At 68.5% G+C, this 23,505-nt stretch carries 19 protein-coding genes; 13 read left to right on the top strand and 6 right to left on the bottom strand.

The features are described 5' to 3' along the window. Positions 1-11 precede the first annotated feature (11 nt). Genes AVL48_RS20820 through AVL48_RS20810 form a run of 3 tightly spaced genes read left to right on the top strand, consistent with a single transcriptional unit; the run spans position 12 to position 9,060 of the window. Positions 12-1,595 carry a (2,3-dihydroxybenzoyl)adenylate synthase gene (locus AVL48_RS20820; RefSeq protein ID WP_061982326.1) on the top strand — a complete coding sequence of 528 codons (1,584 nt, stop codon included), beginning with the start codon at positions 12-14 and terminating at the stop codon, positions 1,593-1,595. Further along, complete coding sequence (locus tag AVL48_RS20815) at positions 1,592-2,761, top strand: cytochrome P450 (protein ID WP_061982325.1); 1,170 nt, start codon at positions 1,592-1,594, stop codon at positions 2,759-2,761. The genes AVL48_RS20820 and AVL48_RS20815 overlap by 4 nt, the downstream gene beginning before the upstream one ends. A gap of 14 nt (positions 2,762-2,775) precedes the next feature. After that, positions 2,776-9,060: a non-ribosomal peptide synthetase gene (locus AVL48_RS20810; RefSeq protein WP_244162475.1), complete on the top strand. Its 6,285-nt coding sequence runs from the start codon at positions 2,776-2,778 to the stop codon at positions 9,058-9,060. A gap of 33 nt (positions 9,061-9,093) precedes the next feature. Here AVL48_RS20810 and AVL48_RS20805 read toward each other — a convergent pair whose 3' ends face one another. Beyond that, entirely contained in the window at positions 9,094-9,531 is a 438-nt protein-coding gene (locus tag AVL48_RS20805) for a VOC family protein (protein ID WP_061982324.1), read from the bottom strand. 438 nt (positions 9,532-9,969) lie between these two features. Between AVL48_RS20805 and AVL48_RS20800 the strand changes: the two genes are divergently transcribed. The 6 genes from AVL48_RS20800 to AVL48_RS20775 are packed head-to-tail and all read left to right on the top strand — an operon-like array spanning position 9,970 to position 15,816. Then, positions 9,970-10,710, top strand: coding sequence for a class I SAM-dependent methyltransferase (locus AVL48_RS20800; RefSeq protein ID WP_061982323.1), 741 nt, complete (start codon positions 9,970-9,972; stop codon positions 10,708-10,710). Next, entirely contained in the window at positions 10,691-11,785 is a 1,095-nt protein-coding gene (locus tag AVL48_RS20795) for a FecCD family ABC transporter permease (protein ID WP_082857707.1), read from the top strand. The genes AVL48_RS20800 and AVL48_RS20795 overlap by 20 nt, the downstream gene beginning before the upstream one ends. After that, on the top strand, positions 11,785-12,573 hold the full coding sequence (locus AVL48_RS20790) for an ABC transporter ATP-binding protein (protein WP_082857706.1): 789 nt from the start codon (positions 11,785-11,787) through the stop codon (positions 12,571-12,573). The genes AVL48_RS20795 and AVL48_RS20790 overlap by 1 nt, the downstream gene beginning before the upstream one ends. Next, the gene (locus tag AVL48_RS20785; RefSeq protein ID WP_061982322.1) at positions 12,570-13,553 is read left to right on the top strand and encodes an ABC transporter substrate-binding protein; all 984 of its coding nucleotides are present in this window, start codon (positions 12,570-12,572) and stop codon (positions 13,551-13,553) included. The genes AVL48_RS20790 and AVL48_RS20785 overlap by 4 nt, the downstream gene beginning before the upstream one ends. A gap of 5 nt (positions 13,554-13,558) precedes the next feature. Next, positions 13,559-14,617, top strand: a complete 1,059-nt coding sequence (locus tag AVL48_RS20780) for a cysteine synthase family protein (RefSeq protein ID WP_061982412.1) — start codon at positions 13,559-13,561, stop codon at positions 14,615-14,617. Then, positions 14,614-15,816, top strand: a complete 1,203-nt coding sequence (locus tag AVL48_RS20775; RefSeq protein WP_061982321.1) for an ATP-grasp domain-containing protein — start codon at positions 14,614-14,616, stop codon at positions 15,814-15,816. The genes AVL48_RS20780 and AVL48_RS20775 overlap by 4 nt, the downstream gene beginning before the upstream one ends. 259 nt (positions 15,817-16,075) lie before the next feature. Here the strand turns inward: AVL48_RS20775 and AVL48_RS20770 are convergent, their stop codons facing one another. Both AVL48_RS20770 and AVL48_RS20765 read right to left on the bottom strand, forming a co-directional pair. Then, positions 16,076-16,669 (bottom strand): hypothetical protein, encoded by a 594-nt coding sequence (locus tag AVL48_RS20770; protein WP_061982320.1) that lies wholly within the window; start codon positions 16,667-16,669, stop codon positions 16,076-16,078. 56 nt (positions 16,670-16,725) lie between these two features. Continuing rightward, the gene (locus tag AVL48_RS20765; RefSeq protein WP_061982319.1) at positions 16,726-17,343 is read right to left on the bottom strand and encodes a TetR/AcrR family transcriptional regulator; all 618 of its coding nucleotides are present in this window, start codon (positions 17,341-17,343) and stop codon (positions 16,726-16,728) included. 94 nt (positions 17,344-17,437) lie between these two features. On the opposite strand from AVL48_RS20765, the gene AVL48_RS20760 reads away from it, so the two are divergent. Beyond that, positions 17,438-18,142, top strand: a complete 705-nt coding sequence (locus AVL48_RS20760) for an SDR family NAD(P)-dependent oxidoreductase (protein WP_061982318.1) — start codon at positions 17,438-17,440, stop codon at positions 18,140-18,142. A 19-nt stretch (positions 18,143-18,161) separates the two neighbouring features. On the opposite strand, the gene AVL48_RS20755 is transcribed toward AVL48_RS20760, so the two are convergent. Genes AVL48_RS20755 through AVL48_RS20745 form a run of 3 tightly spaced genes read right to left on the bottom strand, consistent with a single transcriptional unit; the run spans position 18,162 to position 20,349 of the window. Next, positions 18,162-19,427 carry a type 1 periplasmic-binding domain-containing protein gene (locus AVL48_RS20755; protein WP_061982317.1) on the bottom strand — a complete coding sequence of 422 codons (1,266 nt, stop codon included), beginning with the start codon at positions 19,425-19,427 and terminating at the stop codon, positions 18,162-18,164. Next, on the bottom strand, positions 19,424-19,756 hold the full coding sequence (locus tag AVL48_RS20750; protein WP_341865674.1) for a type VII secretion target: 333 nt from the start codon (positions 19,754-19,756) through the stop codon (positions 19,424-19,426). The genes AVL48_RS20755 and AVL48_RS20750 overlap by 4 nt, the downstream gene beginning before the upstream one ends. Continuing rightward, complete coding sequence (locus AVL48_RS20745; RefSeq protein ID WP_061982315.1) at positions 19,753-20,349, bottom strand: YbaB/EbfC family nucleoid-associated protein; 597 nt, start codon at positions 20,347-20,349, stop codon at positions 19,753-19,755. The genes AVL48_RS20750 and AVL48_RS20745 overlap by 4 nt, the downstream gene beginning before the upstream one ends. 288 nt (positions 20,350-20,637) lie before the next feature. Here AVL48_RS20745 and AVL48_RS20740 point away from each other — a divergent pair, with 288 nt between their 5' ends. The 3 genes from AVL48_RS20740 to AVL48_RS20730 all read left to right on the top strand — a co-directional run bounded on the left by AVL48_RS20740 (position 20,638) and on the right by AVL48_RS20730 (position 23,497). Further along, the gene (locus AVL48_RS20740) at positions 20,638-21,129 is read left to right on the top strand and encodes a GNAT family N-acetyltransferase (RefSeq protein WP_061982314.1); all 492 of its coding nucleotides are present in this window, start codon (positions 20,638-20,640) and stop codon (positions 21,127-21,129) included. A gap of 149 nt (positions 21,130-21,278) precedes the next feature. After that, positions 21,279-21,875, top strand: a complete 597-nt coding sequence (locus tag AVL48_RS20735) for a toll/interleukin-1 receptor domain-containing protein (protein WP_061982411.1) — start codon at positions 21,279-21,281, stop codon at positions 21,873-21,875. Next, positions 21,872-23,497 (top strand): ParA family protein, encoded by a 1,626-nt coding sequence (locus tag AVL48_RS20730; RefSeq protein WP_143104721.1) that lies wholly within the window; start codon positions 21,872-21,874, stop codon positions 23,495-23,497. Before AVL48_RS20735 ends, AVL48_RS20730 begins: the two co-directional genes overlap by 4 nt. Positions 23,498-23,505 lie beyond the last annotated feature (8 nt).

Raw genomic sequence — 23,505 nt, 5'->3', positions numbered from 1 at the left:
AGGAACCCACCATGGAAGGTTTCACCGGCTGGCCCGCCGAATTCGCCGACCGCTACCGAGCGAAGGGGTACTGGCAAGGCCGTCTGCTCGGCTCGATCCTCACCGACGGCGCCGCGAAGTGGCCGGACCGCGTCGCACTCGTCGACGGTGATCGCAAGTGGACTTATCGACAATTGGCCGCGTGGGCGGGGCAAGTGGCGAGCGGGCTCCACACCAGGGGAATCGGCCGGGGTGACCGGGTCCTGGTCCACCTGCCGAACTTCGCCGAATTCGTGGCGCTGGTCTTCGGCCTGTTCCGCGTCGGCGCCGTTCCCGTGCTGGCCCTTCCCCCACACCGGGAGAACGAGATCACGCATCTGGCGGACCTCTCCGAAGCGGTCGCCTATGTCGCGCCGGACGTCCACGGCGGCTTCGACCATCGCCCGCTCGCGCGGAAGCTGACCGGCGTCGAGCACGTGTTCATCGTCGGAGAGCCGCAGGAGTTCACGGCGTTTCAGGAGCTGGCTCTGGAGGCCACTGTGGACACTCCGGAACCGGAACCCGGGGATGTCGCGGTCCTCCTGCTGTCGGGTGGAACCACCGGGCTGCCCAAGCTGATCCCGCGCACCCACGACGACTACCACTACAACCTGCGCGCCAGTGCCGAAGCGGCCGGATTCGATGGCGAGACCCGGTATTTGGCCGCGTTGCCCGCCGCACACAACTTCGCCTTCGCCTGCCCCGGCGTCCTCGGCACACTCTGGTCGGGCGGCACGGTGGTACTGACCGCGACGGCCGATCCCGAGACGTCGTTCGGGTTGATCGAGCGCGAGAAGATCACCGCTACCGCGCTCGTACCGCCACTGGTGCTGGTCTGGCTGGACACGGTGGAGGAAAGCCACGCGGAGCTGAGCAGTCTGCGGCTGGTGCAGGCGGGCGGGGCGCGGCTCAAGGACGAGGCCGCGCGCCGGGTCCGCACTGGCCTGGGTTGTGTGCTCCAGCAGGTGTACGGGATGGCCGAGGGCCTGCTCAACTACACCGGTCTCGACGATCCCGAAGAGCTGATCACCGGCACCCAGGGTCGTCCGCTCAGCCCGGACGACGAGGTCCGCGTGGTCGATCGCGACGGGAACCCGGTCGCCGACGGCGAGGCCGGGGAGCTGCTGGTCCGCGGCCCGTACACGATCCGCGGCTACTACCGGGCCGCCGAGCACAACGAGAAGTCGTTCACCGAGGACGGTTTCTACCGGTCCGGCGACCTCGTCCGGCGGCTGCCCGGCGGCGAACTCGTCGTCGAGGGGCGCGTGAAGGACGTGATCAACCGCGGCGGCGACAAGGTCCCGGTCGAGGAGGTCGAGAACCTGCTGCTGACCCACCCCGGTGTGCACGACGTCGCGATCGTCGGCGTCCCCGACGACGTGATGGGCGAACGCACGTGCGCCTTCGTCATCCCCAAGGGCACACCGCCCACCAGGCGCGACCTTGTCGCACATCTGACCGGACTCGGCGTGGCCGCGTTCAAGATCCCCGACAAGGTCCGTGTCGTGGAGTCCTTCCCCCGCACCGGCCTCGGCAAGGTCGATCGCGGCGCGCTCGGGCAGGAGATCCGCTCATGACGGCGTACGACTATCCCTTCAACTCCTTCATCGGCCTCGAACTCGCGGACGGTTACGCCGACGCCCGCGAACGGCCGGGACTGACCAGGGTGAAACCGCCACTCGGCGAACCCGCTTGGCTGGTGACCCGGTACGAGGAGGCCAAGCAGGTCCTCGCCGACCGTCGCTTCAGCCGGGCGGAGGCGCATCGGCGTGACGCGCCGCGCGCGTTGTCCCGTGTTCCCGGCGGGATCGTGACCATGGACCCGCCGGAGCTGACGAGGATTCGCGGGCTGGCGGTGAAGACGTTCACCCCGCAGCGCGTCGAACGGTTGCGGCCGCACGTCCGGCGGCTGGCGCACGAACTGATCGACCTGATGGTGGACGTCGGCGCGCCCGCGGATCTGGTCAGGGACTTCTCCCTGCCCATCCCGATCGCGGTGATCTGCGAACTGCTCGGGGTACCGGCGTGCGAGCACGAACGGTTCCGGTTGTGGAACGACGCCCTGCTCGCCACCGATCTCCCGCCGGCGGAGGCGCGACGCAATCTCGATGAGCTGGCGGGCTACTTCACGCGGCTCATCGTGCGGCGCCGGGAAGAACCGGCCGAGGATCTGATCTCGGCGCTGGTCGAGGCGTGCGACGCCGACGACGAACTGTCCGAAAAGGACCTCATCCTGCTCTGTGTCGCGTTGCTCGTCGCCGGATACGAGGCGACGGCGTCGCAGATCCCGAACTTCCTCCATGTCCTGTTTCGGAACCCGGAGCAGCTCGCGCGGCTGCGCGCCGATCCGGAGCTGATCCCGAACGCGGTGGAGGAGCTGCTCAGGTTCGTCCCGCTGGCGTCGAGCGCGATGTTCGCGCACTACCCGTCCGAGGACGTCGAAGTGGGGGGAACGGTGGTCCGCCAGGGAGAACCGGTGCTCGTGTCGATCGGCGCGGCCAATCGGGACGCCGCGCGCTTCGCCGGACCGGAAGAACTCGACCTGGACCGGAACGCCCAAGGACATCTGGCCTTCGGCTACGGGATCCACCACTGCGTCGGCGCGCCACTCGGCCGGATCGAACTGCAGGAAGCCTTGCACGCCTTGCTGACCCGCCTGCCCGGGCTCCGGCAGGCCGGCAAGATCGAATGGAAGACCGCGACGTTCTTCCGCGGGCCGCTGACCATGCCCGTCACCTGGTGAGAAAGGACTTTTCCTTGGCTGTCGAAGAGCTGCGCGGGCAGGTCGCCGAACTGCTCGAACTGGACGAGATCGGCGCCGATGACAACCTGATCGAGCTGGGAATGGACTCGATCACGATGATGCGGCTGGCCGGGGGCTGGCGGAAGGCCGGAAGGAACGTCAAGTTCGCCGACCTGGTGACCACGCCGACCCTCTCGGCGTGGGAAAAACTCCTCGCCGACGAGACTCCCGAACCCGAATCCGCGCAGAAGTCCATTGTGGATGAGTCGGGTACTTTCCCGCTGGCGCTGATGCAGCACGCCTACTGGGTCGGCCGGGAGCCGGGGCAGCGACTCGGCGGGGTCGCGGCGCACTTCTACCACGAGTTCGACGGTGTCGGCGTCGAGCCGGGCAGGCTGGAACCGGCGGTACGCGCCGTGCTCGCGCGGCACGGGATGCTGCGGGTGGTGATCAACGACGACGGCACCCAGCGCATCGCCGAACCGGGTGGCTGGCCGGGCCTGCGAGTCCACGACTTCCGCGAGGCCACCGACCTCTCCGGGCTGGACGATCTTCGCGATCGGCTGTCGCACCGGCGGCTGGACATCGGCTCGGGCGAGGTCTTCGACGTCCAGTTGTCGCTGCTGCCGGAAGGCCGCACACGTACGCACGTCAACCTCGACATGGTCGCGGCCGACGCGCTGAGCCTGCGGGTTCTGCTCGCCGACCTGGCCCGTGCCTACCGGGGCGAGCCGTTGCCGCCGCTGGAGTACAGCTACCCGCGTTACCTGGCCGAACGCCGCCGGGCGGGCGCCGGAGCGGGGTACTGGCAGGACCGGCTGCCGACCATGCCCGGCGCCCCGCAGTTGCCGGTCGCCGGACAGCTCGGGGAGACCGCCCGGGTGACCCGTCACCACCGGAAGCTCACCGCGGACGACGTCCGGACGCTGGAGAACGGCGCCCGGCGGCACGGGCTGACCACCGCAATGGCGCTGGCCGCGGTGTTCGCCGAGACCTTGACGGCGTGGAGCGCCGAGCCGCGGTTCCTGCTCAACCTGCCGCTGTTCGACCGCGATCCGCTGCACCCGGACGTCGACGCGCTCGTCGGCGACTTCACCTCGTCGGTCCTGCTGGAATGGGACGGCAGCGTGCCGGGCACCTTCGCCGAACGCGCGCGCCGGTTGCAGGACCGGTTCCACACCGACGTCGCCTACACCGGGTACTCCGGCGTCGAGGTGTTGCGCGATCTTTCACGTGCGCACGGGGAACAGGTGCTCGCGCCAGTGGTCTACACGAGCGCGCTCGGGCTGGGCGAGTTGTTCTCCCGTGAAGTCCGAGAGTGTTTCGGTGACGCCGTCTGGATCATCTCGCAGGGCCCGCAGGTGTGGCTCGACGCGCAGGTCACCGAACTCGACGGCGGTCTGCTGGTGAACTGGGACGTCCGCGAGGACGCGTTCGTCCCCGGGGTGCCGCAGGCGATGTTCGACGCCTACGGCCGGTTGCTCGACCGGCTGCTCGCCGGGTCCGAGGCCTGGTCGGCGCTGGTTCCGTCGTTGCTGCCATCGTCGCAGACCGAGGTGCGCGCGGTCGCCAACGACACCACGGTCGAGCGGCCGGCGCATACGCTGCACGAACCTTTCTTCGCCTTGGCGGCCGAACGTCCCGACGCACCGGCGTTGCTGTGGGAGACCGACGGAGCAATGAGCTATGGCGAGCTTTCCGCGCGGGCGCTGGAGGTCGCGGGGTCTCTGCGTTCGTGCGGAGTCGAGGCAGGTGACCTCGTGGCGGTGTCGTTGCCGAAGGGGCCGGAGCAGGTCGTCGCGGTGCTCGGCGTACTCGCCGCGGGTTGCGCGTATGCGCCGATCGGTGTCGACCAGCCGCCCGCGCGCCGGAAACGCATTCTCTCCTCGGCGGGCGTCCGGTTCGTGCTCGATTCGCTCCCGTCGGCCAGGGCACCTTTCGCGAGACCGGAGTCCGGGACCGGACTCGCGTACGTCATCTACACCTCCGGCTCGACCGGGGAGCCGAAGGGGGTCGAGATCTCGCATCGCGCCGCGGTGAACACCATCGACGACCTCAACGCCCGCTTCGAAATCGGCGCGGAGGATCGCACGCTGGCGTTGTCCGCGCTGGAATTCGACCTCTCCGTGTACGACATCTTCGGTCCGCTGTCGGTGGGTGGCGCGGTGATCTGCCCGCGCGACACCGGCCGCCGGGACGCGACCGTCTGGGCCGAGCTGGCCCGGCGGCATCGCGCGACGGTGCTCAACTGCGTTCCCGCGCTACTGGACATGCTGATGCTGGTGAGCGACGAGTTGCCGCTGCGAGTGGTGCTGCTCGGCGGAGACCGCGTCACCACGGATCTTCCCGGCAGGCTCGCCGCCCGCGCCCCGGGCTGCCGGTTCGCCGGCCTCGGCGGGACGACGGAGACCGCGATCCACTCGACGGTGCTCGAAGTCGAGGCCGTCGATCCACAGTGGACTTGCGTGCCGTACGGGACACCGCTGGACAACGTCGTCTGCCGGGTGGTGGACGGTCTCGGCCGGGACAGGCCGGACTGGGTCCCCGGCGAGTTGTGGATCGGCGGCGCCGGTGTCGCACTCGGCTACCGGGGTGATCCGGACCGCACGGCGGATCGCTTCGTCGAGGTCGACGGCACACGCTGGTATCGCACGGGCGACCTCGCCCGGTACCTGCCGGACGGCACGCTGGACTTCCTCGGCCGCGCCGATCATCAGGTCAAGCTTCGCGGCCACCGGATCGAGTTGGGCGAGATCGAAGCCGCGGTGACCGAACACCCCGAAGCGTCCCAAGCCGTCGCCGTCGTGACCGAGGACGGGCGGCTGGCCGTCGCGGTGGTCGGCGCGACGGAAGGGCTCACGGACTTCCTCCCGCGACGGCTGCCCATGCCGATGCTGCCGGACGTCGTCGTCGCGCTCGACGCCTTTCCGCTGACCGCCAACGGAAAGATCGACCGCACGGCATTGCGGCGGATGCTGGCCGAGCACCGTGACGAGCGTTCGGTCACGGCGCCGGAAGGCGAGATCGAACGACTGGTCGCCGCCGCGTGGGCCGAAATCCTGCCCGTGTCCGAGATCGGCCGTGAGCACGATTTCTTTGTGCTGGGCGGGGATTCGCTACTGGCCACGCGGTTGATCGGCAGACTTCGGTCCGAAGGGCTGACCGGAGTCTCGCTGAGCGCGTTGTTCGCCGCCCCGGTCCTCGCGGACTTCGCGGCGTCCCTTCAACTCGACAAGTCTGTTGTGGACAGAGGGGTGCTGGTCGCGGACCCGGAGAACCGGCACGAACCGTTCCCGCCGACGCCGGTGCAGCGCGCCTACTGGCTCGGCCGGGACAGCGGGTTCACCCTCGGCGGAATCGGCTGTCACTTCTATCGTGAGTACGACGTCGACGATCTCGACGTTTCGCGGCTGGAGATCGCGCTCGACAAGCTGATCCGGCGGCACGAGATGCTCCGCGCGGTCTTCGACGAGCGCGGCGACCAGCGGATCCTGGCGGAAGTGCCGTGGCTGCCGGTGGAAGTGACCGACGAGCCGCCCGAGGCACTGCGGGAGTCGTTGTCGCACCAGGTGTTCGACCCGTCTTCCTGGCCGCTGTTCACGGTTCGCGGGGTGCGGCGAGGTGCCCGGACCAGGCTCGCGATCGGCATGGACAACCTGGTGCTCGACGCGTTGAGCATTCTGACCTTCTACGCCGAACTCTCCGCCCTGTACGAGAATCCGGACGTCGAGCTCCCGCCTGTCGACATGTCGTTCCGCGACTACGTTCTCTCCACACCGCCGCCGTCCGAGGCCGCGGAACGGTATTGGAGCGAGCGGCTGCCGACCCTGCCGCCCGCGCCGCGGCTGCCGCTGGCCAAGGAACCGGCCGAGGTCGGCGTTCCGCGCTTCAGCCGTCGCGCCGCCGTCATCGAGGCAGGCCGGTGGACGAGGATCACCGACCTGGCGCGGGAGCACGGCGTGACGCCGTCCGCGGTACTGCTGAGCGCGTTCTCCGAGGTGGTCGGCCGCTGGAGCGCCCGCGCCGACCTCACCCTGAACCTCACGCTGTTCGACCGCCGCGCGGTGCATCCGGACATCGGCCGGGTGATGGGCGACTTCACGTCGCTGCTGCTCGTCGGCTACCGGCCCGAACGCGGCGACGGCTGGCTGGATCGCGTCCGGCGGGTGCAGGAGGAACTGTGGGCGGCGCTGGACCACCGCGACGTCTCGGCCGTGCACCTGCGGCGGGAACTCGCGCGGACCACGGGGGAACCCGAGGTCGTCATGCCGGTGGTGTTCACGAGCGCGCTCGGCTTCGCCACCGCCGATGCCGACGGGTTGTTCGCCGACCAGGTCTGGGGTGTCTCACAGACGCCACAGGTGTGGCTCGACCATCAGGTCACCGAGGTCGACGGCGGAATCGCGATCAACTGGGACGCCGTCGACGAACTGTTCCCGCCGGGGCTGCTCGACGCGATGTTCGAGGCCTACCTGAAGCTCATCGACCTGCTGGTGACCGAGGACTGGCGTGCCCCGGTGGCGGATCTGCTGCCCGCCGCGCAGGCGTCGGTGCGGGAGGCGGTCAACGCCACGGAAGGTCCGCTGCCGGCTCGCGCGCTGCACGCGGACTTCTTCCGGCTCGCGGCTTCGGACCCCGGCCGGGTGGCGCTGGTGGGGAGCCTGACGTACGGCGAACTCGCCGACCGCGCCCTGCGGATGGCGTCCGCGCTGATGTCTCAGGGGGCGAAACCCGGCGACCGGATCGCGGTCGTCCTGCCGAAGGGCCCGGAGCAGGTCGTCGCCGTTCTCGGCGTGCTCGCCGCGGGCTGCGCGTACGTGCCGGTCGGCGTCGACCAGCCGCCCGCGAGGCGCAACCGCATCCTGAAACTGGCGGGCGCGCGGCTGGCGATCACCGACGACACCTCCCGGGCGGGCACGGCCGTCGCCGTCGTGCCGGCGGCCGCGATGTCCTTCGCGCCGCTCACCACCCCGGCGATCCCCGATCCGGACGAGCTGGCCTATGTGATCTTCACGTCGGGCTCGACCGGTGAGCCGAAGGGGGTCGAGATCACCCATCGGGCGGCATTGAACACCATCGACGACATCAACGCGCGCTTCGACGTCGGCCGGGACGATCGGGTGCTCGCGGTGTCCGCGCTGGACTTCGATCTGTCGGTGTACGACGTTTTCGGCCTGCTTTCGGCGGGTGGCGCCCTTGTCACGATCGATGAGGACGCTCGCCGCGACGCGCGGCGCTGGCACGAGCTGGTGACCGAGCACGGGGTGACGATCTGGAACACCGTGCCCGCGCTACTGGACATGTTGCTGGTCGTGGCGCCTTCGGTCCCTTCGCTGCGGCTCGTGCTGGTCTCCGGTGACTGGGTCGGTCTCGATCTGCCCGGCCGGGCGGGCCACCTCCGGTTCGTCGCGTTGGGCGGGGCGACCGAGGCGTCGATCTGGTCGAACTTCACCGAGGTGACCGAGGTCGATCCGGACTGGCGGTCCATCCCGTACGGGAAGCCGTTGCGCAACCAGGCTTTCCGCGTGGTCGACGACCTCGGCCGCGACTGCCCGGACTGGGTACCCGGCGAACTGTGGATCGGCGGCGCCGGAGTCGCCCGCGGCTACCGCGGCGCCCCGGACCTGACCGCCGACCGGTTCGTCGAGGTCGGCGGCGCGCGCTGGTACCGGACCGGCGACCTCGGCCGATACTGGCCAGACGGCACCCTGGAGTTCCTGGGACGGCGGGATCAGCAGGTGAAGATCCGCGGCTACCGCATCGAACTGGGCGAGGTCGAGGCCGCGCTGCTCGAAGTCCCCGGCGTCACGCAGGCCGTCGCCGCCGTCCATGGCACGGGCGCGGACCGGCGACTGGTCGCGGCGATCACCGGCGAGTCCGGCGTGGACGGTGCGCTCGCCGACGCAGCCACCCGGCTGCCCGCGCACATGGTCCCGGACCGGCTCGTGGTGGTGGACCGGATCCCGTTGAGTGCCAACGGGAAACTCGACCGGGCGGCAGTCGCTTCGCTGGCGGCACCGGCTCCTGTCGAGGCCACGGAGGGGCCGAGAGGGGAGTGGGAGCTGACCGTGGCGGCGCTGTGGCGGGAACTGCTGGACGTGGAGACCGTCGGACGGCGGCAGAACTTCTTCACGCTCGGCGGGGACAGCCTGCGCGCGACCCGGATGCTGGAGACGCTGCGGCAGCGCTACGACGTCGTGCTGCCGCTGCGTTCGCTGTTCGCGGCGCCGACGGTGGAGGGCGTCGCTCGGGAGCTGGCGGCTCTGGTGCCGGAGGAGTCCGAGGAGGGGAGCCTCTGACTCTTCCGGCACCTGTCTGACGATTCTCCTTGTTCAGTTCTTCTTCACCTCCTCGGCGAGCATCACGAGAATGCCGCTGGGACCGCGGAGGTAAGTGAGCTTGTAGATGTCCTCATAGTTGGCGACGCCGCGAAGCGGATGGCATCCGTGTTTCGCGGCTACCTCAAGGGCCTTGTCGATGTCGTCGACCGAGAAAGCGACGCGGTGCATGCCGATCTCGTGGGGGCGAGTGGGCTCCGTGTCGATCGCTTGGGGGTGGATGTACTCGAAGAGCTCCAGGCGGCCGTGCCCGTCCGGCGTCTGGAGCATCGCGATTTTGGCGTGGTTGCCGTCAAGGCCGACGGCGGTGTCGGTCCACTCGCCACTGACCGTGTCGCGGCCGATGACCGTGAGACCGAGGTCGGTGAAGAAGGAGATGGCTGCTTCGAGGTCGTGAACGGTGACGCCGACGTTCTCGAGTTTGATGGGCATGGGTGGCATGTTAGCGAGCCGGTCCGACAATTTCCGGTGGCGAGCCGCGCGATCGGGAGCCACGGCCGGGCCGCCCTGCCAGTAGGCAGGTCGGTCGCGGCGCAGAGGCGATTAAGTGTCCACAAAGGACTCCCGGTCGGCTTGCCGCGTGAAGGTCCCCTTCACACCTTTGCCAGTACATGATGGCCCCCTTCCTTGCGTTAGGCGCAAGGAAGGGGGCCATCATGTACTTCATGCGAGGGGTCGGTTCTAGGCCGAATCGTCACCCTCGGCAAAGGCATCGCCGTGGCGAAACCAGGCCCGCCGACAGTCGTGCACGCAGCGTGGCGAACCACCCTCCCGTGATCACTCCACGAGAAAGGTCGAGACACCGGGAACCGAGGACCACCTCTCGACGACTTGTGGGGCTGAATCATGCGGCCGGGCGAGCGGAGAGAGATGCACTGGTACGAGGACGACGACCTGTGGGTCGGCTTCGCGGACGTGATGTTCCCGGCCAGCCGGGCGGAAGAGGCCGAGCGCCTGACGGCCACGTCGCCGCTGCTCAAGGTCACCGGCGGCACGAAGGTGCTCGATCTGGCCTGCGGTCCGGCGATCCACGTCGTACCGCTGGCGAGGAAGGGCGCCGACGTGACCGGTGTCGACCTCAGCCCGGCCATGCTCGAACGCGCGCGCGAGGCCTGCGAAGCCGCGGGAGTCGCCGCGAAGCTGATCCAGGCCGACATGCGCGAGTACGTCGAGCCGGGCGCGTACGACCTGATCATCAACATGTACACGTCGTTCGGCTACTTCACCGAACCCGGCGACAACCTCACGGTGCTGCGCAACGCCTTCACCAGTCTCGCGCCCGGCGGCAGGCTCTTGATCGACGTGCTCGGCAAGGAGGTGCTGGCCGGTTGGGTCGGGCGCCCCCAAGCGGTGGACATCGACGGCGGGACGGTGTTCATGCGCGACACGATTCTCGACGACTGGACCCGCCTCAGGACCGACTGGACGCTGGTCCGCGGCGGCGAAGCCAAGCAGGCGTCGATCCTGTCCTTCCTCTACAGCGCCGCGGAACTGAAAGCGCTGTTCGAGGCGGCGGGTTTCACCGGCGTCGAGTGCTTCGGTGACTTCGACGGCTCGCCGTACGACGACCGCGCGCGCCGCCTGATCGTGCGTGGTGAACGTGCCGGCTGAGCCTCTTCGCCTCTTCGCGGAGCCCGACGACGTGACCGTCCGTCCGCTCCGGCTCACGGGTCCGGTGATCCTGCTGTCGGCGGCGCTCCTGCTTTCCCTGATCGCGGGCATCGCGCTCGGCCCGACCACCGTCGCCCTCCCGGATGTGCTGCGCTTCCTGGGGAAGGCGATCGCCGGCGGCACCATTTCCGGTGACGAGGTCACCGGGTACTCGATCGTCTGGCAGGTCCGCACCCCGCGCGTGCTGCTCGCGGCCGTGGTCGGCGCGGGACTCGCGGTGGTCGGGGTCGCGGTACAGGCGCTGGTGCGCAACGCCCTCGCCGACCCGTTCGTCCTCGGGATCTCCTCCGGCGCTTCGGTCGGTGCCGCCGCGGTCGTGGTGTTCGGCCTGTTCGCCGGGCTCGGCGTGCTGGCGCTGTCGACGGCGGCGTTCCTCGGAGCACTGGGCGCGACCGCGCTGGTCTACCTCGCCGCGCGCGGCAAATTCGGCCTGACGCCGTTGCGTCTCGTGCTCACCGGGGTCGCGCTCACCTACGCCTTCCAGGCGGTGATGAGCGTGCTCGTCTACCTTTCGCCGAACGGTCAGGCCGCGCAAACCGTGCTGTTCTGGCTGCTCGGCAGCCTCGGCGCGGCGACCTGGGCGTCCTTGCCGCTGGCCGCGCTGGGGGTGGCCGTCGCGATCGTGGTCCTGCTGCGTTACGGCACCGCGCTCGACGTCCTGTCCATGGGTGACGAGACCGCGATGAGCCTCGGCACCGACGCGGCCGCGGTGCGCCGATGGCTCTTCCTGCTCACCGCGATCGTCACCGGGTTGCTGGTGGCGGTGAGCGGATCGATCGGGTTCGTCGGCCTGGTCCTGCCGCATGTGGTGCGGATGGTCGCCGGTTCGGGGCACCGCCGCGTGCTCGCGCTCGCGCCGCTGGTGGGCGCGGTCTTCCTGGTGTGGGTCGATCTGCTGGCCCGCACCCTCGTCGCGCCGGAGGAACTGCCGCTCGGCGTGATCACCGCGCTGATCGGCGTCCCGGTCTTCCTCGTGGTGATGCGGCGCCGCGGCTACGCGTTCGGGGGCCGCTGATGTTGTCGCTGCGTAGCCTGTCGGTCGAGGTCGCCGGGTCGACGTTGATCCGCGCGCTGAACCTGGACGTCGGCGCGGGCGAGGTCGTGGGCCTGCTCGGACCCAACGGCAGCGGCAAGTCGACCGTGTTGCGCTGTGTCTACCGGGCCTTGACGCCGTCCGGCGGCGCGGTCCTGCTCGACGGAGCCGACCTCGCGGAGCAGGGCCTGCGCGACACCGCCCGCCGGATCGCCGCGCTCACCCAGGACAGCCGCGCGGACCTGGACTTCACCGTCGAGGAGGTCGTCGCGCTCGGCCGGTCGCCGCATCAGCGCGGCAATCTGCGGCTCTCGGCCCGCGAACGCGCGTTGTGCCGGGAAGCGTTGCGGCGCCTGGACATCACCCACCTCGCCCAGCGCAGCGTGCTGACGCTTTCGGGCGGCGAGCGTCAGCGAACCCTGGTGGCGAGGGCGCTCGTGCAGGAACCCGAGATGCTGGTCCTCGACGAGCCGACCAACCATCTCGACGTCCGCCACCAGGTGGAACTGCTGAAGTTCCTGCGCGATTGCGGGCTCACCGTGCTCGTCGCGCTGCACGACCTGAACCTCGCCGCCGCCGTCTGTCACCGGATCGCGTTATTGCATGACGGCTCCCTCGCCGCCTGCGGTACCCCGGCCGAAGTGCTCACGCCCGAAACGGTCCGCGCGGTGTTCGGCGTCGAGGTCACCCAGGTGACCCATCCCGTGACCGGTGCGCTCCAGCTGCTTTACGACCTTCCCGCCGAAGAAACCGAGGGGATCTCACGATGAAGCCGTCCAGGGTGACCGCGCTCTTCGCCGCGGCACTGCTTTTGACCGCCTGCGGTGCCCAGGTCGAGGCCGGGCCGGCCGCGGCCGCGCAGGCCGCGGTGACCAACTGCGGCGCGCAGGTCACCTTCCCGGCGCCGCAGCGTCCGGTGGCCTACGACGTCTCCGGTGCCGAGAAGATGTTCGCGCTCGGGCTCGCCGGCCGGATGCGGGGTTACGTCATGAACTCGCTCGGCGACCCGTCGATCGCCGGATCGCCGTGGAAGGACGACTACGGGCGGGTCGAACGGCTCGGCACCTCGCGGATCACACGCGAGATCCTCGTCAACGCCAAGGCGGACTGGGTGATCGCGGGCTGGAATTCGGGGTTCAGCGAAGAACGCGGGATCACCCCGAAGCTGCTCGACCAGGTCGGGATCCGCAGCTATCTGCACACCGAGAGCTGTTGGGAATACCCGGCCGCGAGGGCCGAGGTGACCCCGCTCGAAGCGCTCTACACCGATCTGCGCAACCTCGGCGACATCTTCGGCGTACGGCAGCGGGCCGACGAACTGGTAGCGGAACTCAAGGGCCGCTTCGACAAGGTCCGCGCCGGAGCGCCGAAGACGCCGCCCGCCAAGGTGTTCGTTTATGACTCCGGCACTGACCAGCCTTTCACCTCCGGGAAACACGCCGCTCCCAACGACATCATCGACGCGGCGGGCGGCACGAACGTCTTCCGCGAACTCGCGGACGGGTGGGGCAGCGTCGGCTGGGAAGCGGTGGTGAAGGCCGAGCCCGAGGTGATCGTCGTGGTGGACTACGCCGATCAGCCGGCCCAGGACAAGATCGCCTTCATCAAATCCGCGCCCCAGTTGAAGAACACGCCGGCAGTGCGGGACAACCGGTTCCACGTCATCTCCTACGGCGACCTCGTGAGCGGCCCGCGCAACGCGCGAGGCGCCGAGTCGCTGGCCGCCTATCTGCGGTCGATCGGCCGGTGAACGTGATGCCCGTCGAGACGGCACCGCTGATCCACGAGCACGTCACGGACGCGATCAAGACCCCGGCACTGATCCGGCTCACACCCAACCTCGTACTTCTCCGGTTCGAAACCCTCAAGGTCTACGCGGCCCTCGGCGCGGTCCGCTCGCTGCTCGCCGACGGAACCGTCCGAAAAGGACAGACGCTGATCGACAGTTCCAGCGGGATCTACGCGCTCGCGCTGGCGATGGCCTGTCACCGCCACGGTCTGCGCTGCCATATCGTCGCGTCCACCACCGTCGATCTCACCATGCGTGCCCAGCTGGAGATCCTGGGCGCGACCGTGGACCAGATGCCGCCGTCGGAGGATCTCCGGCTCGACCAGCGCCGCCGCGTCGCGCGCGTGCACGAACTGCTGGAGCGCCATCCGGACATGCATTGGATGCGTCAGTACCACGATCCCGTGCATTACCTGGGTTACGGCGAGGTCGCCGGACTCGTCGCCCGCGCGTTGCCGTCCGGGCCGCTGGCCGTCGTCGGCAGCGTCGGCACCGGCGCCTCGACCGGCGGGATCGCGCGGTCGCTGCGGGAACGCGATCCGGACGTCCGCCTGACCGGGGTCCAGCCGTTCGGCAGCGTCACCTTCGGCAGCGAACGGTTCACCGATCCGGACGCGATCATCGCCGGTATCGGTTCGGCCATCCCGTTCGACAACGTCGATCACGAACTGTACGACCGGATCCATTGGCTGGACTTCGTGCACGCGATGGCCGCGACCATCGGCCTGATGCGGGAACACGCCGTATTCGCCGGGCTCTCCACCGGTGCGGCGTATCTCGTCGCGGGCTGGGAGGCCGCCCGGGAGCCGGGCCGCACGCATGTCGTGATCGGCGCCGACACCGGACATCGTTACACGGCAAGGGTCTTCGCCCGGCATCGCGAGGCACTCGACCCAGCGGGGCTCGCGCCGCGCGAAATCGCGTCACTGGACGACCTGGCACCTCCGTGGTCGGCGATGGACTGGTGCCGCCGCCGATTCGGCATCCCCACACAGCCGCTCTACGGGAAGGAGCGGGCGTCATGAGTGTCGTCCTGTTGGAAGCCCTCACCTTCGGCCTCGGCAGGCTGGCCGACGCGGCGGCGGAAGCCGGGCGGAAGCTGGTGCTGTTCACCGGAAACCGGGACATCTACCGCTACGAACTCGGCACGCTCGCGCCGGGCAGGGTCGAGGTCGTCGACATCGACACCACCGACATCGCCGCCTGCGAGGCCGCGTTGCGTGCCATCCCGGATCTCGCCGGGATCATCAACTCGACCGACACCTGGGCACTGCCGGGCGCGGAACTCACCGCCCGGCTCGGCCTGCCCGGTCCCGACGCGGCGGCCGTCCGCGTGCTGCGGGACAAGGGCGCGGTGCGCGATCTGCTGTACGAGCACGGTCTCACCCGCGGCCGTCCGGTGCCGGTCATGGTCGCGGAAGAACTCGGATTTCCCTTGGTGGTCAAGGATTCGTCGGGGACGTCGTCACGCGGAGTGTGGCTCGTCCGCGACGCGGACGAACTCGCGCTAGCCAGGCTGGAAGCGAAGGACACACCGCTCAAGGGGCATCTGATCGCCGAGCCCTATTTCGCCGGACCGCTGTACAGCGCGGAAACCGTCACGTGGCAAGGACGGACCAGGCTGCTCGGGATCCTGTCCCGTCAGTTGTCGCCGGAACCCGTGCGCCGCGAGGAGGCCGCCGCGTTCCCGGTGGCCTTCCCGCACGCCGAGCAGGCCGGACTGGCCGACTGGATCGGCCAGGTGCTCAAGGCCGCCGGACACGGGCAGGGTTTCGCGCACACCGAATTCGTCCTCACCGCCGACGGGCCGGAGGTCGTCGAGATCAACATCCGGATCGGCGGGGCGATGCTCGGTGAGGCGTTGTGCCGGTCCCTGGGCACCAACGTCTATTCCGCGATGATCTCCATGGCGCTGGGTGAGGAACCCGCGTTGCTCACCCAAAACTTCGGCGACGGACCGGGTATCGGGTTCGTTCTGGCGTACCCGGCGTCGGAAGGCGTGCTGAAGGGCTGGGCCGGGCTCGACCGATTGTCAAGCCTGCCCGGCGCGCCGGAGTGGTATCCGACGGCGAGCCCCGGCGACGAGATCCGGCACCTCACGGATCAGCGATCCTGCACCGGGATCGTGCTGGCCGAGGGGCCGACGGCGGAACTCGCGCTGCATCGCGCACTCGCCGCGGCCGGCGGGATCACGCCGGTGATCGAGCCCTTCCCCGGTTCTTGAGAGAAGCATTCGAGGTATAAGGCGAAGGTGTCGGGCGTGGTGTGCGGTCAGCTCGCTTTCACTACCGTCTGAGCTGACCACACACCCTTCACGCCGCCACTGACGTTGCGAAAGCTTCTTTCGCAACCCGCCACGTTCGCTTTCCCCCATAGAACTATCCATCTGGAGGGACTATGGGCGCCGCGGCGGCCGGTGGAGATCCGGCGAACGCCGGGCGGCCGATGGTGATGCCGCCCGGGTTCACCCCGCCCGGCTGAGTTCAGGCGGGAACGCACTTCTTGGCGGCCGCGGCGGCCGCCGCCAGTCCCGGCGTCTCGAGCTTGAGCGTGGGCAGCAGGTCCAGGCTTTCCGAGAGCGGCTTCTGGGTAGCGTTCATCGCCTGGATCGCCGCGTCCATGGCCGCTTGGTTCCCGGACTTCTCCAGTCGCTGCTTCCCGGCGGCCGCCGCGTCCCTCGCCGCGGTGAATCGGTCCACAAGGGACTTTCTCACCGCGTCGCCGTCGGGAATCGGTGACGGCGGCAGCGCGATCAGCTCGTCGACGGCCTTGCCCGCGAATCCGGCGCGGATCCCGAGCTCTTCCTTCAGCGAGGCGCGGGTCACCTCGGTGCCCGACCGCTGTTCGGTCGCGTAGTCGTTGCTGGTCTTCAGGTAGCCGTACACCGCGCCGCACACCCCGTCGAGCCACGCGACGGTCTTGGTGTCCGGCGCGGCGAGCGACGCCGGTCCCGAGACCGCAGCCGAGGACGGTGGCATGACGGTGACCGTGGCCGGTGCCGGTGGCGGCTCCCCGGCACAGGCCGCCGTCGCGAACAGGGCTCCCGCCAGGGAAACAAGCAGCAGTTTCGTCTTCATCGAATCTCCCCTCTCGCGTGAACACGTCCCGGAGGGGCTGGAGGTTGCCCGGCCGTTCAGTCGCAATTTCCCATGAGCCGCGCCAGCTCTTCACGGCCCAGTGGCGGCTCCGGCAACGGGCTCGCGGCGGAACCGCGCATCCCGTCGAACAGCAGGGCGAGATGACGGCGCCAGACCTCCGGCCGGACGGCCGCGGTCGCCTCCACGGTGCGCGCGATCCCCCAGGTCACGAAGGCCAGGTCCTCGAGGGTGAAGTCGGGGCGCAGTGCCCCGCTCGCCTTGGCGCGCTCGACGACGCGGGTCATCAGCTCATACCCGCGTTCGTGATCGCCGGTCTGTGGCGGCCGGGTGGAAGCCAGCTCGTTGTAGCCGCGATCGGCGGCCTGCAGTTCGCAGATCCGTTCCACGAAGGACGTCAACCCGGCCCACGCGTCGTCGAGGCCGAGCGCGTGTTCGGCGATGCTCACGACGGTCTCGGTCCGGTCGGCGAACACGGCGCTCACCAGATCCGCGCGCTGGGGGAAGTGGTTGTACAGCGTGCCGATGCTGACCCCGGCGGTCTTGGCGATCTCTTCGAGCGCGACGTCGAGGCCGCGCACCGCGTAGAGCCCCCTGGCGGCCTCGATCAGCAGATCCCGGTTGCGTTGGGCGTCCTTCCGCAGGGGTTTGGGCATTTCGGCATCCTAGCCAAGTTGAAGGTGGTCTCAAGTTACGTGTACCTTCGAAGAAGTTGAGGGCGCCCTCAACTTGATGCTTCTGGGAGGACACATGACCAAGACGCTCGCGATCTTCGGCGCCGGACCGGCGCTGGGGCTCTCGCTCGCCCGCCGCTTCGGCCGCGAGGGTTTCCGCGTCGCCCTCGTCGCGCGGACCACCGAAAACCTCGACGCGCTCGTCGCCGAACTCGGTCGTGACGGCATCGAAGCGAGCGGGTTCGTCGCCGACGTCTACGAACCCGCTCAGATCGCGACCGCCGTCGCCGCCATCGGCCGGATCGACGCGGTCGCCTTCAACCCCGGCGGCGGGAACATGGGCGAGGGCATCGCGTCGGTGCTCGACGTCGATCCCGGCAACCTGCGGCTGATCCTCGACCGGTTCGTGGTGTCCGCCGTGGCGCTGGTGCGGGCCGTACTGCCGGAAATGACCGAGCGCGGCGACGGCGCGATCCTGTTCACCGCGGGGCAATCCGGGCTTCACCCGGCGCCGTTCCTCGGCAACGCGGGAATGGCGCAAGCCGCGCTGCGGAACTACTTCCACAACCTGAACTCGGTGCTCACCGAGAAGGGCGTTTACGTGGGAGCCGTCAATGTCGGCGCGTTGATCGAGGGCAGCGTTCCACATCGGACGCTGACGGCGGGCCCGCTGGATTTCGAACCGGAGGTGATCCACCCGGACGTCTTCGCCGACGCCTTCTGGAAGCTCTACGCCACCCGCGAGGCTCCCGAAGCGCTGGTCGGCTCGTTCGGGAGGTAGTCGGCCGCCGCCTACCGGTTCACTCTTCGCCCTCGGGCGGCTTTTCGTTCGCGGCCGGAGGGATGTTCTTCGTCAGCTCGACGATGGTCTTCCCGGCCATGCCCGACGCGCCGTAAGTCGGGTCACTGAGCACCTTGACGGTCTTCTCGAGAGCGTCCGCGACCTTGGGGTACTTCCTGTGCAGGTCGCCGATCGGGAAGGCGTTCCAGTAGTCGAATTTCTTCAGAACGGCTTCTCGGTCTTCTTTGGACAGTTTCTCCAGCGACTTCGTCAGCTTCTCGCGCACGACCCTGAGGGGCATGTCGCTGAGCTTCTCCGGCTTGCCGGCCGGTGGAACCTCGGGCTTCCCGCCGTCCGGAGTGCCGTCGGCCGGTTTGCCGGGCGGCCCTTCGATCGGCTTCTTGCCGCCGGGCATCGGGTGCGCGCCGGGGTGGGGCTTGGGTTTCGGCTGGGGCAGCTTGACCTTGCCGCCACCGAGCGTCAGCTTGACGACGTCGTCGGCCGCCCCGCGCGTCTTGGCGAGAATCTTGATCATCTCGCCGAGCCTCTTGGCGCAGTCGGCGATGGCCTTGGCGATCTTGGCGATCGCCACGCCGACCGTGGTCATGATGGAGGTGATCGCCGCGATGATCGAACCGCCGAAGGTGACGGGCGCGAGCGCCACCGCCACGATCGCGGCCTTGAGGATGCCCGCCAAGGTCATGGCGATGATGTCGCGGACGATCCCGCGGACGGCGCCGATGACGGCACCGGCGATCCCCATCTGCTTGCCGGCGAGATTCAGGTACTCCGACAGCGTGTCGATCTGTGCGGTGACGCCCTCCATGTCGGAGCGGAAGCGGTCGGCGGCCTCGCCGTCCCACTTCTCCATGAACCTCTTGGTGGCGGCCGCGTGGTCGTCCGACCATTCCTTCACGGCCTTGCCCTCGTTGTAGATCGCCGTCTTGGCCGCCTCGATGCCCTTCGGGTCACCCAGCAGGAAGTCCAGCGGCCAGCGGAAGATGACGATGTGCTCGATCAGCCAGCCGATCCCGGCGGTGAGCAACGACCCGATCGGATCGACGACCATGCCGAGGATTTCGATCGCCATCCCGGCCGAGGCCAGGCCGACGCTGAGTTGGTCGCCGGAGTCGACGGCTTTTTTCAGCGCGAACGCCGAATCGAAGAAGCCCGCTCCCGCGGTGTCGCCACTGCCCGCGAGGAAGTTGTTCTTCTCGTCCTTGAAGTCTTCGGCCTTGGTGCCGCTGCCGTTCCCGAAGTCGCCCCGGTGGTACTCGTCGCTCACTTGACCTTCACCTCCTCGATGCCGTCGCCCGCCGCGTTGATCAGCTTCTCCGTTTCCGCTTCGTTGGCGTCGTACTTCTTCGCGGCCTCGCGCATCCTGTCGGAGAACTCCTTCACGTTTTCCGAATACTTGTTCAGCTGGTCCCGCGCCTTCCCGCAGTGCATGCTCGCGCCGGCGCCGTAGATCTGGCCGCCGAAGATGCCGAAGATGCCGGGGTCCGCCACGCAGCTGCCCACCATGTCGGCGCTCTTCCGCAGCGCGTCCTCGAGCTTGTCGAGGTGACTGGCGAACTCCGCCATGGCCTCTGTGTCGACACCGAATCCGCTCACCAGGGGCTCATCTCATCGTCGTCGGGGGTGGCAGGCCGCCGCGGCCGGGACGCCGGGGGGTGCGGCGGCTGTACGGGACGGCCCGGGTGTGGTGGCGGCGGGAAGCCCGACGGCGGCGGGGGCCGGTACCCGGCCGGTGGCGGCGGCGTCCGGTACCCGGCCTGCGAACGTGGGTCCTCGTCGTGTGCCTCCGGGGCCCATTTGTTCTGTTCGGGGTTCTCCGGGGCGCCTTCTTCTTCCTCCACCTTCGGCAGGAAGGTGCGGACCAACCGAGCGGCTTCGTCCTCGCCGTTGATCTCGGTGTACGACTCCGTGACCTTCTCGACGGTCTGGCGCTGCGCCTGCCGCACCGTCTGCATGACGAGCGAGGAGAGCCGGGCCGGTCCCAGCGAGGTCGCCCGGTTGCCGAACTCGATGGCGCTGAGCGAGCCGTTGGCCTCGACGGTCACCTTCACCGAACCGTCGGGGGATTGGACCGTGGCCGCCGAGGCGGTGAACGCCGCGGTCAGGGCCTTGGCTTTCTCCTCGAGTTTCTTGGCCTCTCGCTCCAGAAGGAGAGCGAAGTCCTCACCTGCGTCGAAATTGGGTTGCATGCGTCGCCTTGGCTCGGTTCGGATCGGGCACGAAGGATGGGGGTTCGTGAGCGGTCGGCACTTGCTCGTCGAAGCCGCCGCGGAACACCCAGCTTCCACTTCGGGAAGGTAGACCAGCCGGTTCCGGTCCGCAGCGAACCCCTGCCAAACTTTCGCGATCGGCCGCAAGCTGGTTCGCTCCGTATCGGTACCACCGGGTGTGGACCCGGACAACCCCGGTGATCAGGGACTGCCCGAAAGGTCCTCCGGGAGCGGCCGATCAGGCCGAAGGCGCGGAAAGGCGGCGTGATGGGAACCGAACCGGTTGTGCGGAACGCCCGACGCGACGACGTCATGGCCATCTGTCGGTTCGGAGAGGAGCACGTCCGGGCCCACTACACGCCGTTGATCGGCGCGGAAGCCGCGGACAAGCAGGTCCGGATGTGGTGGCACGAGACGAACATCGGCGGGGCGGTGGCCCGCGGTGCGGTCGTGGTCGCCGAGGACGGTGCGCGACTGGTCGGCGTCGGGCAGCGCGGACGCGACGGCGACGCCCACGTGATCTACAAGCTTTACGTGCACCCTGAGTGTCGTGGCGCCGGGCTGGGTCCGCGGCTGCTCGACGCTCTCATCGGGCAGCTGCCGCCGGACGCCGAGCGGCTGTACATCGAGCATTTCGTGGCCAACGAGCGCGCGGGCGCCTTTTATGAGCGCGAGGGCTTCACGGTGGAGCGAATCGAACCGAGTTCCACGCCGGACCCCGGTCTCGGCGTGGTCTGGCGCGCCCGGAACCTCCGCTAGCGGAGCGCCACGACGACGTCAGCCACTGTGACCACGCCGCGTCGGCCTTGGCCGACTGTCCACTTTTTGTCATTTTTTTGGACAATTTCGCTTTTTTGGCAACTTATTTTTCTGGCGCTACGGCATTCTGCCTGCTTATGATCGAGCGCGTGTCCGATTACAAGTACGACGTGTTCATCAGTTACAGTCGGCACGGAAGTGCGCCGAAATGGCTGCTCAACCACTTCTATCCGAAGCTTGAGGAATACCTCATCGATGAGGTTTATCCGAGTCCGAAAATTTTCATTGACAAGGGCATGTCTCGAGGCGTGGCCTGGTCTCCGGAGTTGAAGTCCGCCCTGCGATACAGCAAGATCATGATCGCCGTGCTGTCCGCGCCCTACTTCGGTTCGAACTGGTGTATGGCCGAATGGGGGAGTATGGCGGCCCGCGAGAAAATGCTCGGACTGGCCAGTGACGATCGCCCGCAGGGGCTGATCTATCCCGTTCGCTACTCGGACTCGGTCCATTTCGAAAACGAAGGCCGCCTGCGGTCATGGTGGGACTTCAAGGGACTCGATGGCGCGGACAGGGCGTTTCACGGGAGCAAGGACTGGCACGCGTTCCAGTTGAAGGTCCGGGATTGTGCCCGGGACCTCGCTGAACTGCTGCGGCAGGTGCCTCCCTGGCAGCCCGACTGGCCCATCATCAAAGAGCCGAACCCCGTGCTGGTCCCGCCGCCACCCATGCCGAGGTTCGACCCATGACCAGTACCGGCACAGTGGTCACGTTCTATTCCTACAAGGGCGGCGTGGGGCGCAGTTTCACGTTGGCCAACGTCGCGGTGCTTTTGGCCCGGTGGGGTTACCGGGTACTGGCCATCGACTGGGATCTGGAAGCACCCGGCCTTCAGCACTACTTCGGCCCGTTGCTGCGCCGTCGGCCGAAAGGCGGGGTCATCGATCTCGCGTACGACTTCCTCAACGGTGCCAAAGGGCCGTCGGCTCACGCGGTCCGCCTCAACATCGAGGGCGGTCATCTCGCGCTGCTCGCCGCGGGCCGGGAGGACGACGACTATTCGCGGCGGGTCCAAGGCATCAACTGGGAAGACCTGTACGCGCAGGGTTTCGCCGACTTCCTGGAGCGGTGCCGGGCCAAGTGGACCGGTGACTACGACTTCGTCCTGATCGACAGCCGTACCGGGATCTCGGACATCGCCGGGATCTGTACCGCCCATCTGCCGGACCGTCTCGTGGTGGTGTTCACCGCCAACCAGCAGAGCATCGACGGCGTGGTCCGGATCGCGAAACAGGCGAACGCCGCGCGGGACCGGCTGCCCTATGACCGCCCGCCGCACTTCGTGCTCCCGATCCTCTCCCGGCTGGACAACCGGGTGGAGTACGAGCGAGCCGAGTTTTGGCGGCGGCAGGCCGCTGAATCGACGGCAGTCCTGTTCGGCAACTGGCTCGATAAAAACGTGACGCAGCAACTGATGCTGCGTCACACGACCGTGCCCTACGTCTCCTACTGGAGCTTTGGCGAGCAACTACCGGTCCACGAGGAGAAGACGCCTTCGTCGGACCAGGTTTCGTTCGCCCTGGAGACTGTGGCCGCGATCATCGCGCAGCAGTTCGACCGCACCGACCTGCTCGCGGACAACCGGGACGCCTACGTCGCGGTGGCACGAACGCACCAGCAGTCGTACAGCCTGGATCTGTTGGTGTCGGTGCCCAGACTGGAATCGCGCGTCGCCGACGAGCTGATCAGGACCATGGCGGCACTCGGACTCCGGGTGGACCGGTCACAGTCCGGCGATCTGGAGTTCGAGCAAAGCAGCTTCCCGGCAAAGCACCTGTGTCTCGTCGTGGACGGCACGCTGAGCCGTTGGCAGGCCGTGGAGGCGGAGCGGTTTCTCCGGCAGACCCTGGACGCCGACGGTGATCGGCAGTTGTTCTGCGTGCTCACCAGCCGGACCGATCCCGAGGCCCTGCCGCCGTTCCTCCTCAACCTGCGTCTCTTCCGGCTGGGCGAGAAGTTGCTGCCGCTCCAGGTGGCCCGACAGCTGCACGCCATCGTCACCGAAGAACCACCAGGTCATGACGGATCTGACCTCGCCACGCTCGAAGACGTCGCCGCCGTACTGCGCACCGTCCCGGCCGAGGTGTCACATGCCGGTCGCTGGGCGCTCATCGAGCAGACCGTCGATGACCTGGCGGTCGCACTGCAGAACGACGATCTGAGATTGCTCAAAGACCTGACGGTGGATCTGGCCCAGCTGAACCAGGTGCGCTCGACCGGTGATCGCGTCACGGCTTCCGACGGTCTGCATGCCCGGATCGCTGACCTGCTCGATCGGGTCGACCGTCGGATCAGAGTTTCGACCAAGTGAGGGAGAGG

The sequence above is a fragment of the Amycolatopsis regifaucium genome (assembly GCF_001613935.1).
Classification (GTDB): Bacteria; Actinomycetota; Actinomycetes; order Mycobacteriales; family Pseudonocardiaceae; genus Amycolatopsis; species Amycolatopsis regifaucium.
Note: the sequence above shows the minus strand (reverse complement) of the source record. Positions and strands in the feature narration are given on the sequence as shown.

Bases quoted from the DNA above. Each gene is read 5' to 3' on its own strand.
- AVL48_RS20820 (WP_061982326.1), top strand. From the start codon at position 12: ATGGAAGGTTTCACCGGCTGGCCCGCCGAATTCGCCGACCGCTACCGA.
- AVL48_RS20815 (WP_061982325.1), top strand. From the start codon at position 1,592: ATGACGGCGTACGACTATCCCTTCAACTCCTTCATCGGCCTCGAACTC.
- AVL48_RS20805 (WP_061982324.1), bottom strand. From the start codon at position 9,531: ATGCCCATCAAACTCGAGAACGTCGGCGTCACCGTTCACGACCTCGAA.
- AVL48_RS20800 (WP_061982323.1), top strand. From the start codon at position 9,970: ATGCACTGGTACGAGGACGACGACCTGTGGGTCGGCTTCGCGGACGTG.
- AVL48_RS20790 (WP_082857706.1), top strand. From the start codon at position 11,785: ATGTTGTCGCTGCGTAGCCTGTCGGTCGAGGTCGCCGGGTCGACGTTG.
- AVL48_RS20785 (WP_061982322.1), top strand. From the start codon at position 12,570: ATGAAGCCGTCCAGGGTGACCGCGCTCTTCGCCGCGGCACTGCTTTTG.
- AVL48_RS20780 (WP_061982412.1), top strand. From the start codon at position 13,559: ATGCCCGTCGAGACGGCACCGCTGATCCACGAGCACGTCACGGACGCG.
- AVL48_RS20775 (WP_061982321.1), top strand. From the start codon at position 14,614: ATGAGTGTCGTCCTGTTGGAAGCCCTCACCTTCGGCCTCGGCAGGCTG.
- AVL48_RS20770 (WP_061982320.1), bottom strand. From the start codon at position 16,669: ATGAAGACGAAACTGCTGCTTGTTTCCCTGGCGGGAGCCCTGTTCGCG.
- AVL48_RS20765 (WP_061982319.1), bottom strand. From the start codon at position 17,343: ATGCCCAAACCCCTGCGGAAGGACGCCCAACGCAACCGGGATCTGCTG.
- AVL48_RS20760 (WP_061982318.1), top strand. From the start codon at position 17,438: ATGACCAAGACGCTCGCGATCTTCGGCGCCGGACCGGCGCTGGGGCTC.
- AVL48_RS20745 (WP_061982315.1), bottom strand. From the start codon at position 20,349: ATGCAACCCAATTTCGACGCAGGTGAGGACTTCGCTCTCCTTCTGGAG.
- AVL48_RS20740 (WP_061982314.1), top strand. From the start codon at position 20,638: ATGGGAACCGAACCGGTTGTGCGGAACGCCCGACGCGACGACGTCATG.
- AVL48_RS20730 (WP_143104721.1), top strand. From the start codon at position 21,872: ATGACCAGTACCGGCACAGTGGTCACGTTCTATTCCTACAAGGGCGGC.